12 protein-coding genes are annotated in these 13,334 nt (G+C 55.1%); 6 read left to right on the top strand and 6 right to left on the bottom strand.

What is annotated here, in order from left to right:
- Window positions 1-23: 23 nt before the first annotated feature.
- Entirely contained in the window at window positions 24-518 is a 495-nt protein-coding gene (coaD, locus tag CS910_RS01470; RefSeq protein ID WP_099212350.1) for a phosphopantetheine adenylyltransferase, read from the bottom strand.
- A gap of 60 nt (window positions 519-578) precedes the next feature.
- Here coaD and CS910_RS01465 point away from each other — a divergent pair, with 60 nt between their 5' ends.
- The 4 genes from CS910_RS01465 (at window position 579) to CS910_RS01450 (ending at window position 4,979) form a co-directional block, all read left to right on the top strand.
- Window positions 579-1,868, top strand: coding sequence for a hypothetical protein (locus CS910_RS01465; RefSeq protein ID WP_145955327.1), 1,290 nt, complete (start codon window positions 579-581; stop codon window positions 1,866-1,868).
- The gene (locus CS910_RS01460; RefSeq protein WP_099212347.1) at window positions 1,858-3,183 is read left to right on the top strand and encodes an acetate--CoA ligase family protein; all 1,326 of its coding nucleotides are present in this window, start codon (window positions 1,858-1,860) and stop codon (window positions 3,181-3,183) included. The genes CS910_RS01465 and CS910_RS01460 overlap by 11 nt, the downstream gene beginning before the upstream one ends.
- Window positions 3,184-3,258: 75 nt before the next feature.
- The gene (locus CS910_RS01455) at window positions 3,259-4,236 is read left to right on the top strand and encodes a bifunctional N(6)-L-threonylcarbamoyladenine synthase/serine/threonine protein kinase (protein WP_099209399.1); all 978 of its coding nucleotides are present in this window, start codon (window positions 3,259-3,261) and stop codon (window positions 4,234-4,236) included.
- Window positions 4,227-4,979, top strand: a complete 753-nt coding sequence (locus CS910_RS01450) for a DUF835 domain-containing protein (RefSeq protein ID WP_099209398.1) — start codon at window positions 4,227-4,229, stop codon at window positions 4,977-4,979. The genes CS910_RS01455 and CS910_RS01450 overlap by 10 nt, the downstream gene beginning before the upstream one ends.
- Here the strand turns inward: CS910_RS01450 and CS910_RS01445 are convergent.
- From CS910_RS01445 to CS910_RS01425, 5 genes are read right to left on the bottom strand one after another with little or no spacing between them, the layout of a single operon-like run.
- Entirely contained in the window at window positions 4,976-5,812 is an 837-nt protein-coding gene (locus CS910_RS01445) for an NAD(+) kinase (RefSeq protein WP_099209397.1), read from the bottom strand. The two genes, CS910_RS01450 and CS910_RS01445, sit on opposite strands and share 4 nt — an antisense overlap.
- An 11-nt stretch (window positions 5,813-5,823) precedes the next feature.
- Window positions 5,824-6,849, bottom strand: a complete 1,026-nt coding sequence (locus CS910_RS01440) for a flippase-like domain-containing protein (RefSeq protein WP_223211909.1) — start codon at window positions 6,847-6,849, stop codon at window positions 5,824-5,826.
- Between the two features lie 2 nt (window positions 6,850-6,851).
- Window positions 6,852-8,000, bottom strand: a complete 1,149-nt coding sequence (locus CS910_RS01435; RefSeq protein WP_099209395.1) for an RsmB/NOP family class I SAM-dependent RNA methyltransferase — start codon at window positions 7,998-8,000, stop codon at window positions 6,852-6,854.
- Window positions 7,990-8,508, bottom strand: a complete 519-nt coding sequence (locus CS910_RS01430) for a DUF3201 domain-containing protein (protein WP_099209394.1) — start codon at window positions 8,506-8,508, stop codon at window positions 7,990-7,992. Before CS910_RS01430 ends, CS910_RS01435 begins: the two co-directional genes overlap by 11 nt.
- A 43-nt stretch (window positions 8,509-8,551) precedes the next feature.
- Window positions 8,552-9,451, bottom strand: a complete 900-nt coding sequence (locus CS910_RS01425) for an LEA type 2 family protein (RefSeq protein WP_099209393.1) — start codon at window positions 9,449-9,451, stop codon at window positions 8,552-8,554.
- A 72-nt stretch (window positions 9,452-9,523) separates the two neighbouring features.
- Here CS910_RS01425 and CS910_RS01420 point away from each other — a divergent pair, with 72 nt between their 5' ends.
- Both CS910_RS01420 and CS910_RS01415 read left to right on the top strand, forming a co-directional pair.
- On the top strand, window positions 9,524-10,036 hold the full coding sequence (locus tag CS910_RS01420) for a CDP-2,3-bis-(O-geranylgeranyl)-sn-glycerol synthase (protein ID WP_099209392.1): 513 nt from the start codon (window positions 9,524-9,526) through the stop codon (window positions 10,034-10,036).
- An 88-nt stretch (window positions 10,037-10,124) separates the two neighbouring features.
- Window positions 10,125-13,319, top strand: a complete 3,195-nt coding sequence (locus tag CS910_RS01415) for a COG1470 family protein (protein WP_145955325.1) — start codon at window positions 10,125-10,127, stop codon at window positions 13,317-13,319.
- Window positions 13,320-13,334: the final 15 nt, after the last annotated feature.

The following is a 13,334-nucleotide window of genomic DNA, read 5'->3' as shown; positions in this document are numbered from 1 at the left end:
CGTTGGTGTTAAGTCCCTTCTCCTTAAACGTCTTTCGGGGAGTTTCGTTTCCACTGGAGAGGTCTTCCAAAGGGGTCTATCAAACCGGCCCTTATCAGTGAGGAGCTTATCTTCGGCCCGAGGGAGCTCCTTATTATTGGAATCACGACTATCTCGAGCGGTCTAAGCCCACGCTCCTCCCTAGCTCTATTCACTATCAGGGCGCCCTTGTAGGTCTCCTCGCTGACGACTATGGCTTCGAGGCTCTTCATTTCTCCTGCGAAGCCTATCGCGTTGTGGATTTTGATGACACGGTAGTTGTTGTAGCCGTTGACGTCAAAGAACTTGAGCAAATCCCTTAAGCGGAGCTCGTAGGGAAGTATTTTCTCGGCGTAGGGCTTGTCCCTAATCATCTCGTCCGAAGTTAGGCCGACGTAAACCACCTTTCCGACCTCGAAGGCCTTCCTCAGCAGGGCCTTGTGGCCGAGGTGTAGCCTGTCGAAGGTCCCGCCGACGACGACTTTCCTGAACTTTCTCATGGTTTTCATTAGGTTTGAGAACCAATAAGCTTTTTTATCGGCCGGCCGAACACCGTCGGGGTGGAAACAATGATGGTGCGTAAGTTAGCAGTCTTTCTCTTGGCGTTTATCCTCCTCACGTCTTGGTTTCCCGGTGTCGGTGCGACCAAGGCGGCCCAGAGTCCGTTCAGTACAATCATCTACATTCGGACGGGTCAAGCATCCGTCAATGGTACGTTTGAGCTCTACGGCGTCGTGAACGTTTACCTGCAGCTCTCAAACAAAACGTTGATTGAGCACTTCAACGAAATCGCCAAGGAGAACGAAACGCTCGCCCGCAAGGAGTTCCACGACTTCATCTACGACTCCGTCTATAAGCCCCTCCGTAGCACGTTTGAGGAGCGCCTGAAGGCCCACGGCATCTCGCCGAAGTTTTACATGCCCCAGGGTGGCGACCCGGTTTACGTTGGTAAGAACTGGTCCGCGATAGTTTCCTTCCTCGTGACACCGTTTTTCTTCCCGAACGGCACTTACCTATCAACCCTCCTCGCGGGACCCCTGACGGTCAACGTCTCAGGCCATGTTTACCCCCTTCGCTGGGGCAAGCTAACGGTGTTCCTGCCCTCTGGGTACTACCTTCACTCGGCCTCCCCAAAGCCTGGGGAAACTAACCAGAACACCCTGACTTGGTTCAAGGGGGATTACATACCCTCCATGAGCGTTTACAGCATGACGTACCTCTTCGTTCACTTCGTTAACTCAACCAAAAAGAGCGTCGTTCTTACGTTTGACCCGACAACGCACTACGTTCAGTTCAACGCCACGTTCGTTGGACTTAAACCCCCCGCCCCGGTCGTTGAGATGCTCATCGATGACTTCAGGAAGCACATGCACGTCGTTGGCATCTCCGCCAAATACATTACAAACGGCGTTCGTGTCGTTGGCGTCGTCTGGGGCCCAACTGCTTACACCGACAAGGGTAACAAGAGGATTTGGACCGTGACGCTGAAGTTCCCGGGCCCCTTTGACAACATTACAGTGGTTCACGGTAGCTACATCCTCGGCCCCAACGGGACGGTTATACTGACGTTCACGCAGGAGAGAACAGATTACAGGCTTTACGCACTCATCCTCTTGGGTATTGGTGCGGGGATTGCCGGCTTTTTCCTGTGGAGGCGTAAGAGGGGTGGCACGGCATCTGAAAGCGAATCGGAGCCTCAGGAATCCAAGTCCGACCGGGCTTCTGAGGAAGAGTCTGCCTCCTCCGGAGAGTCCGCGGGGCCCGAGGAACCCTCTGAAAACGGGTCCGAACTCAATTCCCGGTCGGACGAGGGGGTAGAGCCTTCGGGAGGTGCGGATGATGAGCCTTGACTTCTTTTTCTATCCCGGGAGCGTTGCCGTCTTCGGTTCCTTCAAGAAAGGCGCGATAGCCTACGAAATCCTCAGGAACATCGTCGAGGGTGGTTTTGAGGGAGAAATCATTCCTATCAACCCGAAGGGCGGGGCCGTTGAAGTCGCCGGAAGGACCTTCCAAATCCGTGAGAGGCTTGAGGAGCCCGTTGACACCGCCATAATAGCGATTCCCGCCAAATTCGTCCCAGCTCTAATCGATGAAATCGGCCCGCTCATTAGGGGTGCCGTCGTTATCTCGGCGGGCTTCTCGGAGGTCGGGAACGAGGAGCTTGAGCGCGAGCTCCTTGAGAAAGCCAAGAAGCACGGCGTTCGCGTTATAGGCCCCAACTGTGCCGGAATCTTCGGCGTCTACGGGAAGTTCTTCGGTTCCTTCGAGGTTAGAGTTAAAGCCGGCGGACTGGCCTTAATCAGCCAGAGCGGGGCCTTTGGCGGTGCGGCGTTGGCGATGGGCAACGACGAGGGAATAGGATTCTCGGCCTTCGTCTCCTACGGAAACGCCTCCGACCTGAACGAGAGCGACTTCCTTGAGTATTTTGCGGACGACGAGAACACCAAGGCGATAGCGCTCTACATCGAGGGAGTTAAGGACGGCAGGCGCTTCCTGAAGGCCCTCCGCTACGCGAGCGAGAGGAAGCCGGTTATAGTTCTCAAGGCCGGAAAGAGCGAGAGCGGGGCTAAAGCGGCGGCAAGTCATACTGGCTCCTTGGCAGGTTCTTACGAAATCTACCGCGCCGCTTTCAAACAGGCCGGGGCGATAGAGGTCGAGGAGATGGAGGAACTCTTTGACGCCGCGAAGGCCTTCGAGATGTATCCTAAGGCTGGAAAGAGGGTCGCGGTAATCACCAACTCCGGAGGACCGGGCGTTTTGGCCACCGACAAGCTCGAAAAACTGGGCCTTGAAATAGCCAAGCTGAGCGATGAGACCCTCAAGAAGCTCCGCTCCTTCCTTCCGCCCCAGTGCTCCACCAGAAACCCGATTGACTTAATAGCGGACGCAGACTACGAGCGCTATAAGAGGACGATTGAGGTCGTTTGTAAGGACGAGAACGTTGATGCCCTCTTGGTAATCTGCGTCCCGCCGATTTTCATTCCGAGCGAGGAGATAGCGAAGGCGGTAATCGAGGCAGACTGCAACAAGCCGGTTATCGTGAACTTCATGGCCGGCGAGCTTGTTCGCGACGGAGTAAGGCTCCTCGAGACGGTTGGAATCAAGAACTTCCCCACACCGGAGCGCGCCGCAAGAGCGTTAAGGTGGCTGGCGCTTCGTGGATGATTTTTCTACTTTTTGTTTTGAAATGTTCACCATCCGGTAGCCTTTTATACTCTCACCCTTCATTTTTCGACCGTCATGATAGCGCTCGGCATAGAGGGAACCGCACACACTCTCGGCATAGGCATCGTGACTGAGAAGGAAGTCCTTGCCAACGTATTCGACACTCTCACAACCGAAAAGGGCGGAATCCACCCGAAGGAGGCCGCCGAGCACCACGCGCGCCTTCTCAAGCCCCTTCTCCGGAAGGCCCTTCAGAGGGCTGGAATAACGATGGAGGACGTTGACGTTATAGCCTTCTCCCAGGGCCCCGGTCTTGGTCCGGCTCTGAGGGTCGTGGCGACGGCCGCTAGGGCTTTGGCGATAAAGTACGGCAAGCCAATTGTTGGAGTGAATCACTGCATAGCCCATGTCGAGATAACCAAGATGTTCGGCGTTAAGGACCCCGTCGGGCTCTACGTGAGCGGAGGGAACACCCAGGTTTTAGCTTTAGAAGGCGGTCGCTACCGCGTCTTCGGCGAGACCCTCGACATAGGCATAGGCAATGCGATAGACACCTTCGCAAGGGAACTTGGCATCGGCTTCCCCGGCGGTCCGAAGATTGAGAAGCTCGCGCTTAAAGGAAAAACCTACATCGAGCTCCCCTACGCGGTCAAGGGAATGGATTTGAGCTTCTCCGGGGTTCTGACAGAGGCAGTGAGGAAGTACCGCACTGGCAAATACCGCGTTGAGGATTTGGCCTACTCCTTCCAGGAGACGGCCTTCTCCGCTCTGGTCGAGGTCACCGAGAGGGCCGTTGCCCACACCGGTAAGGACGAGGTCGTCCTCGTCGGCGGCGTTGCGGCCAACAACCGCCTCCGCGAGATGCTAAAAATCATGGCCGAGGACAGGGGCGTGGAGTTCTTCGTTCCGCCCTACGACCTCTGCAGGGACAACGGGGCAATGATAGCCTACACCGGCCTGAGGATGTTCAGGGTTGGAATCAGGTTCTCGCTAGAGGAAACGGTTGTCAAGCAGAAGTTCAGAACGGACGAGGTCGAGGTGACATGGGGCTGATTGTTCCTTACTACGTTTTCGTCATGGACATCGTCCTCGCCCTTGCAATAGGTTACGCCTTCCTGTTCATGCTTAGGCGCCTCAACCGCTACGACCCCGAGCTTAACACGATGGTGAAGTACTCCGTTATCTTCCTTGGACTTGCGGAGCTGGGAAGAATCGTTGATATAGTTGATGATTTCTGTTGTGCGCGGTCCGCGTGGTATTTTGAGATTGCCGTCTATCTGGTCTCAATTCTGGGCATAATCTACACTAACCTTTACTACATACGGCTCGTCGAGAGCCGCTACATCCCGTCCCCTCCGAAGGTTGGTCAGAAATCCACCCTTGGCGCCCACGTTGTCTTCTCCAAAAACCGGCTTTTGGATGTTATAGAGCTCCTTAAGAGCGCCAACTTTCCAGTTCTGGCCGTTACTCGGTCTCCCGGGATGTACGAGGGTTTCGATAACGTTTCCACCGTCTGGGTGACCCAAGTTTCTGAGGGCGTCAATCCGACCGCACTTCACGTCCTTCACGACGTCATTCTCCGCTTCGTTCGTGACAACCCAGGCTCGGCGGTTCTAATCGACTGCGTGGAGTATCTGCTCCTCTACAACGACTTCAGAACTGTCTTCAAGTTCCTAACGAACCTCAAGGACCACGTCGTTCTCCAGCACGGCTCTGGTCTCGTAATCTTCGTTGACGACTCCGTTCTGAGCGAGCAGGAGAAAGCTCTCCTCCTCAAGGAGTTCGAGCCCCTTTAAAACCTCTTCTTTAGCCTCAGCGTGTATTTCGGGTAGATTTCATCCGTGAAGCGCACGAACTTCGCCTTCCTTGGCGAGAGCTTTATCGTTATCTCGGTTTCGGGGGGCAGGTAGGTGTAGAACTGACCGTCTATGGCGAGCACTATCTCCCTCTTCAGGGCCATGTTGCGAACGTCTATTCTGCTCTCAGCCGGCACTACCATCGGCCTCGAGCTCAGCGCTATCGGCGCGAGGGGAGCTATCACAGTAACGCTGAGTCTTGGGTCAACGAACGGTCCGCCAGCGCTCATCGCGTAGCCGGTTGAGCCTGTGGGCGTCGAGATTATGAGGCCATCCGCCCGAATCTCGTCGGCGAGTCCACCGTCGATATAGTAGCGGAGGTGAATTATCTTGCCCGGGATTCCCGTGAGTATTGCCACCTCGTTGAGGGCATCGGGGACGCTGGCTTCCCCGTCAAGGTAAGTTCTCAGCTTTATGCGCTCGTCTATGTGATACTCTCCCTCAATCAGCTTGCTTATCGCGAAGAACGTCTCGTGGGGCTCGACCTCCGTGAGGAAGCCGAGGGTGCCCATGTTGACGCCAAGGATTGGTATGTCCCTCTTCGTCTTGTGCTCGACCCTGAGAATGGTTCCGTCACCGCCTATGACGATTATGAAGTCCACGTCGAAGTCCTCGAGCGGGAGAACGTCCGACTCATCGAACTCCCTCAGATGCCTGTAGGTGTCCTCATCAACCACGACATCGTAACCGCTGACTTTGAGAAAATCGTAGACGCGATAGGCCAGCTTTAAAGCCTCTGCCCTGTCCCTTCGGGCTACGACACCGAACCTCATAGCAATCCCCCTTACCTACGGCCCCTACCAATTAAACCTTTTCTCCTCAGCTTTGCCCCGAAGTGCGTCGTCACGAGGGCCCCGAGAGCTGTTGGAATCCAGTAGGAGATTAGCCTGTCGAGGAGCGTCGCGGTGACTGCTATCTCCTTGTTTATCCCCAGGAGCACGTAGATTCCCGAGTTCACGGTCTCGATTATGCCCGCCCCTCCGGGAATCACGCTCAGCATTCCGACCACTATCCCGACCATCTGGACGACCATAACGTCCACGAGGGAAACCGGGTAGCTGATGGCCCTGAAGGAGTAGTAGGTCCTCAGAACCGTGAAGAACCAGGATGCCGTTGAGTAAACCAGCGCGAGCAGGAACACGCCTTTGTGCCCCATCAAGAATCGGAAATCGCTCTGAAACCTTGGTACGTCAACTTCAACGGCTCTCTGGAATTTGTCGCGGTACTTCTCGGCTTTCCTCGGTGTGAGTCTTTCGAAAAGTCCGAAGAGCCAGTAAAGGGCCCCTTTGGTCTTCTTCTCGCTCAGCAGGATTCCGAGGGTGAAGAGGATGAGTCCCGCGAAGACCAGGTCAAGCAGTACAAGGACTGCCGTGAGCGAAAGCGAGCCGAGCCTGTAGACGTAGGCCGTTGAGAAGGCCAGCATTGTAACGACCGGAATGAGGTCAAGGATTCTGTCCATCATAACCGTCGCGAACACCTGGCCGTAGGGCTTCTCCGTTTCCTTTGCCAGGAAGTACATCCTGACGGGCTCTCCACCGCCCCTCGCCCCCGGCGTGACGTTGTTGACGAATATGCCAGCGAGCAAAGCCAGGAGTATCTTCGTGAAGCTCGCCCGCACTCCAAGGGCGTTGAGGAGAACGCGCCAGCGCAGGCCCCACGACAGGAGCCCGAGGACGTACATGAGAACCGCGAGCAGGAAGTAGTCGAGCCTTGCCCTGGTGAGAATTTCCATGACGTCCCTTATCCCGGCCCACCAGAGGAGGAGCGCAATTATCGCTATTCCCACGGCCAGGAGGGAGTACTTCTTCATGCTCACACCTTCCTGAGCCTTGCTATGAAGAAACCCTGGGTTAAGTGCCTGTTGGGATAGAAGCGCTGGACCTTCTCGAGTCCCAGCCCCTCGGAGCCTATGAAAACGGCCTGCTCCTCCAGCTTTAAGCCTTTCTCCAGCATGAACTTGACGTTGGCCTCGTTTTCCTCGTAGCTCAGCGTGCAGGTCGAGTAAACCAGAACTCCACCCGGGCGGAGGGACTTTATCGCGGCCCAGATGAAGGCCCTCTGGTAGCGGGCCGTCGCGATTATGTCCTTGGGCGTCCTGCTCTCCCAGAGCTTCGGCCTTATTCCCAGGGCGGTGCACGGGGCGTCGAGGAGTATCTTGTCGGCCTGAAGACCGAGCTCCGGCAGCTTCCTCGCGTCCATTCTCACAAGCCTCACGTTCTTGACGCCGAGCCTTTTAAGTTCCTCCTCCATCTTCCTAAGCCTGTTCCTCGACTTGTCAATCGCAATGATTTCACCCCTGTTCTGAAGGAGCTGGGCTATGTGGCTCGTCTTTCCTCCCGGAGCGGCCGCCATGTCGATTATCAGTTCCTCCTCGCTCGGCTCGAGGACGTGAGCGACCACCATGGACGGCAAACTCTGGGCGTAGAAGAGGCCCTCCTTAAAGCTCTCCAGCTCGCTCAAACTGGGAAGTTTGAACTTTGGGGTTGTAACCTCAACGGCCAAACCCCTCGTCGAAACTATCATCCCCTTGGCGCTCATTCTTGCCACTCCAATTCCGACGAGAAGTCCCCTCGGGTCCCTAATCTCGACCTCGTCGCCGGGTTTTATGCTCTTGTCCGCCTGAAGGACGCCGGGAGCGTAGAGGTTCGCCCCCTGGTAGACGCTCTCGCTCGCGAACTTGTTGGCTCTGACGACTTTCAGCCCGGGCTCGTAGTCGTCTGGAAAGTTGGGGCCTTCTCGCTCGAAGTAGATGCCCTCCTTGAGGTAGGGGCTCCTCTTCGGCTTCAGTCCCTCCCGTCTGAGGATTCGCATCAGCTTGTCCCTGCTCGTCTTGAGGGTGTTCACTCGAATGTAGTACTTCTCGACCGGCGTTCTGAGCGATGCCATTATCTCCTCTGCCTCTCTACCGAAGAGCTTACGGTAATACTCTTGAAGCTCCGCCGGAAAGGCCTCAAAGGTCAAAGATTTCCCACTCCCTTCCAACGTCAATCAGCCTCTCAAGGCCTTTTTTGAGCGCCTCGACGCTCCCGAAGTTCGCCTCGAACTGGAAGACCTTCTCCTCGCTTTCCTCAATCCTCTCAAGGACTTCCCTTGGCGAGACCCTTCCGTCGCGCCTCCAGTTGTAGACGTCGCTCAGGAAGTTCTCGCTCCCGTAGATGAAGCTCCTCGGGAATAGTTCAAGGAACAGGCTCAAAAAGCCCTCGCTTATCCTCTCCTTTGGAACGGCAACGACGAAGTAGTAGCTCTCAGGCGTCGCACCTACCTCAATCTGGGGCTTTACCTCGAAGGCCGGATGCGGGTAGTCCATCCTGACCCACTCGCCGTCGAGGAATATGTAGGCCCCGAAAACCTCCTCGACGTCCTCGACCTTGAAGCCCTTCCCCGGAAGCTCTCCCTTTAGCTCCTCGTTGAGCGTGAATATGTCGTCCCACATCCTGTTCAGGAATTCGTGGATTTCCTTGATGTTCATATCCCTCACCGTAAAGGGGAAGGGAGAACATAGCCTTAAAAGCTCATCCCCTCGTTAGTTGAGATAAGGCTCTGTTTATCTCCCCGATTATGTCGGTCCTCACGACTTTCTCCTCAGTCTGAAGGGGTATTTGGATTGCTTTTCCAAGAACGTTTACTGAGAGGTTTAACTCCACGCGCACGGTGCTTTCCTCGCCGTTCTCTACGTGGAGGGCCCAGACCTCCGGCAGTACGGTCTCGTCGAGCTCTATCACTGCCCTGACGGTTGCGTATCCGTTGGCGGGAATCACAGTGGCCTTTGGAAGGTAGCCCTTTCCGACCTTGATTCCGTCAGCGTACAGGTCGAATGTGAGGTTCGCAACCGGAATCGGGAACGAGTTGGGGTTGTAGAAGTCCATGTCCACGATTAGTATGCCCTCGTTTCCCTTCTCTCCCCCCCAGCTGACTTTCGTGCCCAGCAACGCCGGCGTGTACACGAGACCCCCGAGGATTGGCCTGCTCTTTGAGGTGAAGTTGAGCCCCTCGAGTACGTTTAACGTTATCTTCCTCTTCACCGTGAACCTGAACGGGATGACCTTCAGAAACCTGCCGCTGAAGGAAATCAGCGCCGTTCCATTCTGCCCGCTGTCAAGGTACTTGAACAGAGCTCGCACCAGGTTCCTGTTGTCAAGACTCAGGACCACCGTACTGTTTTTGGATGATATGGACACGTTTTTGGTCCCCCCGAGTTCAATGCCCATAAACTTCAGGGTTACGTTGTTCATTGAGACCGGAAGGATGACGGGTTTGCTCCACTCGCCAGTGATAATGAGCTCCGTCGTGGTCTTGGTTACGTTGCCCCAATGGGCTTTGAACTTCGGGGGTGAGCTCAGGAATGCGTATGTAACGTAAGCCCCCCAGAGGAGTAACGCCAGGAGCACTATTGCAACGAGCTTCCTTATCATGGCAACCACCTTTTCTGGCTCTACCCCCTCAACCCTTATAAAAGGTTCCCGGCTTATTTCCTTGGTGGTAGAATGGGGCTGGAGTCCATATTTTGGGCGTTCTGGTACATACTTCCGGCTTACTTTGCCAACGCCTCCCCGGTCCTCGTTGGGGGAGGGAGACCCATAGACGGGGGGCGGAAGTGGAGGGATGGGAGAAGGCTTCTCGGCGACGGAAAGACCTGGCGGGGCTTCATAGGCGGTGTTGCGATTGGAACGCTCGTCGGGGTAATTCAGTACTTCATAACACCTGACTTCTACGGCTCTCTTGTAACTGCTGTTAAGCTGGCCTTCCTGCTCTCCTTCGGTGCGCTCGTCGGTGACCTCGTGGGTAGCTTCTTCAAGAGGCGCGCGAACCTTCCGCGCGGGGCTCCAGCAATAGGCCTCGACCAGCTTGGCTTTCTCATAAGCGCCCTGGCATTTGCTTATCCGGTCAAGACCCTATCCAGCGGGCAGATTATATTCCTCCTCGTCGTTTCGCCATTCATCCACTGGGGGGCCAACTACTTCGCCTATAGAATGGGCTGGAAGAGCGTGCCGTGGTAGCCCTCCAACCCTCCGGTTTTTGTACACTACTTCAAGTAGTTTGCAAAATCTATATAGAAAATGTTTTTATCCTTTAACACCACATTCGATGTGGTGGTTCCACGTGCGTCGTGTTGTGGCAGTACTGCTTGTAAGTTTGATGCTTGGAGTTGTTTTCAGTAGTGCAGCCGCCGGGGGAATAGCCTCGGGAGTCCCGGTCTCGGAGAACGACGCCTACGCCCAGTTCTGGAACGTTCTGTACCGCGAAGCGTACCTCGTTGGCGTTGTGAACGAGAGCGCAAACGCCGGGCACATCAACGCAACCGCTGCAAGGGAGCTCATCGACAACTCCCGGGCTGGGGAGGAAAATGCCGCGAACATCTCGGCGCAGATATGGTTGGCCCTCGGGGAGCTCAAGAAGGCAGGGGTAAAGCTCAAGTACTCCGCCGAGGAACTCAGGAAGATGGCCGAGGACATAAAGAAGAACGGCCTTCCACCCGAAACCGTCAAGGAGCTCAAGTCTCAGGGCTGGACCGAGGAAGAGATTAAAGCCCTTCAGGAGTACATAGCTAAGAACGCGGACAACATAACTACTGGCTTTGACATGGGTTCATTCCTCACGAACTTCTCTAGGGCGTTCGTGATGGTCGGGTTTAAGTACGCCTCCTACGAGAGCTGGGCTCTCGAGAGATGGAAGTGGGCGCACCCAAAGGAAACAAGGGAACAGGCTTTAAAGGCGTACGGTAGCTATCCCAAGAAACTCCTTCCCGGAATCTCCAGGGATTGGGTGTCATTCTACACCGCATACCTTAAGGACAACGTTTCGGGGATGAACTCTAGCCTTAAGAATATCATCAGATACATACACAGTATATTGATGCCTTCACTATACTCTTCAGGTACTACTTTTGTCAGTGGTGGTGGCGTTGTAGTACAAAATGTTCATAGGGTTGGAGATTCTCTTTTTGGATACTCATGCTACTGGCCCTCTGCATTGAAGGCCTACAACCTTACCCGCCAGGTCTACGTCCTCGTCGAGACCATGAGCATGGGGAACAGAAATCCAGAGCTCAAGGGGCTTTTGAACCAGAAGGTCGCGGAGCTCAAGGATGCGCTTGTGGTGTATTACCATGACGAGACTAGTATTAATCCGAATCCCAATCCCAACCCGCCTCATCCCTGTGTCGGTGGAAAGTGCTTGTGGACCGGTACCTCCTCGAAAGGATCCGGTTCGTTAAAGGCCCCCAGCGGGAGCTTCAACGACCGTAAGGACCTCCTGAAGAAGTTTGCCTTGGACGTGGACAGCAACTACGGGTACATAGTAATTGAGGGAGTGGACGTTATCCCCGTTGAGGTTACCGGAACCTACGCCACCTACCGCGTCGTTGTGCACTTCAGGGCGGTCAACAACGTGGTCAACGACGTGAAGGTGAAGTTCCACGGAAGCGGGCTCTCGTACCAGGTCACGGTTGGCTACGTGCATCCGGACGATGGAGTTAAAACGGTGTCAAGCATCGTGAGCTCCAGAATATACGGAAACGGCGCTTCAACTGTCTCCGTTGCCGGAACGGTCACCGTAACCGGCAAGTCGGTGCCCACCCCGCGCCCAACGGAGGGCTTCAACGCGTCTGCCATAGGTGCGGGTATAAGGAACGTTACCGTAACCGAGGACTACCACAAGGTCATCAACCTTAAGTCCAGCATCGACCCCTCAAAGGTGACGTTTTCCGTTTTCACGGACCCGGCCTCGCCCGTGCTCGTCGGCACCAACGTGAAGTTCAAGATCTACGTGTACAACGGGAACAGCAAACCGGTTTCCTTCAACTACCGCCTGTACGTTCAGTGCCCAACATCCCCGGGCAACAGCTTTACCAAGACCGTAACCGGTTCCCTCTCCCTCGGCCCCAACTCCGGAAGAACAATCACCGTGTTCTCCAACACGTTCAGCAGTACCGGAAGCTTCGGATACTCGGGAACCCTCTACTTCGGCCAGTACTCCAAGACCTCCCAGGGAACTCTCGACGTCAGGGCAACGCCCGTTTCAGGGGACAGCGTTAAAATCCTTGGCGTGTCGGTCTCTCCGAATCCTGCCAAGGTGGGGAAGCCCGTTAAGTTCACGGTCAAGCTCAAGAACAACTACAAGGAGAAGAAGAACGTGGACGTGTCAATCTCCGTCGGCAGCTCCTGGAGGAAATACAGGACCGTCGGCGTCCCCTCCGGCGGAACCGTCACCGTGACGTTCACGTGGGTTCCGTCCAGTGCTGGGGATTACGCTTGGAACGTCCAGGCCCACACCTCCAACAACGGGAACAGCATCCTCGAGGACTCGCGGACGGGAGATGTGGATGTTCTTGGTCCCTCCCATGAGTTTGCGGTGAAGCTTGAAGCAACCCCGACGGAGCTTAAGGGCGGTGGGACGGTGTATTTCACGGTAAAGGCGTGGAATTTCGCGAGTGATGGGCTGAACGTTCACTTTAAGGTTACTGACGGTGATGGGGCGGTGATTAAAGAGTTCAACAGGTTCGTTCCCAAGGGTGCTGGTAATTACTCGGTTAATGTCTTCAGCTTGAAGGTTTATGGGGTTGGGAAGCACACTTATACTTTGACTGCGAGCATCTCCGGGGAAGTCGAGAAAAGCACCGCGACGGTGGAGGTGGAGCCTCCTAAGGTTCAAAAGGCGTCTATGGATTGTAGCAACATGGTATTATCTGCAAAGAAGGGGAATCTGGTGCTGGACATGACGTGTGAGGTGTACTTCACGAACCCCACCGACGTTGGCTGGAAGGTTACCCGCGTTGATATGGATGCATACATACTGAAAAACCACTATACTAAGGAGATTACTCCTGAATTCACTGAGGAGGTGCTTACTAAGGAAGTCCCGTCGAAGAGAACAGGGGTAATAAGGCTAGAGTTCCACGACACGCTTTCTACAAGCGGTGTCTTGGGCAAGGGAATCAAACTTTTGGAGTTGGATGGTGTCACAGTTCCCGTCCAAGCAAACTTCACGATTCTCGTCGATGGAAAGCCAACAGTGATAGATTCGCATGGAAGGGAATGGTACCTTGATTACACGGCGTACGCTGACGTCACGATAGTCGTGGACGGGGGTAAAGTGACGGAGGATATAGCCACGGATCTGGTTGCTAACGTGGGTGTAGACATAGCTGTAGGGGCCACTATCGGGACTCTTATTCTCCCCGGTGCTGGAACGGTGGCCGGTGCTACAGCAGGAGCAGTAGTAGGTCTTTTCACAAACTTCATTGGAGGCTATGTGCTACATAACATATTTGGGATACCTTGAAGGGGGTTTAGTGCT

Source organism: Thermococcus henrietii, from assembly GCF_900198835.1.
Classification (GTDB): domain Archaea; phylum Methanobacteriota_B; class Thermococci; order Thermococcales; family Thermococcaceae; genus Thermococcus; species Thermococcus henrietii.
The sequence above is the reverse complement of the archived record's forward strand: the minus strand, read 5'-3'. Positions and strand labels throughout refer to the sequence as shown.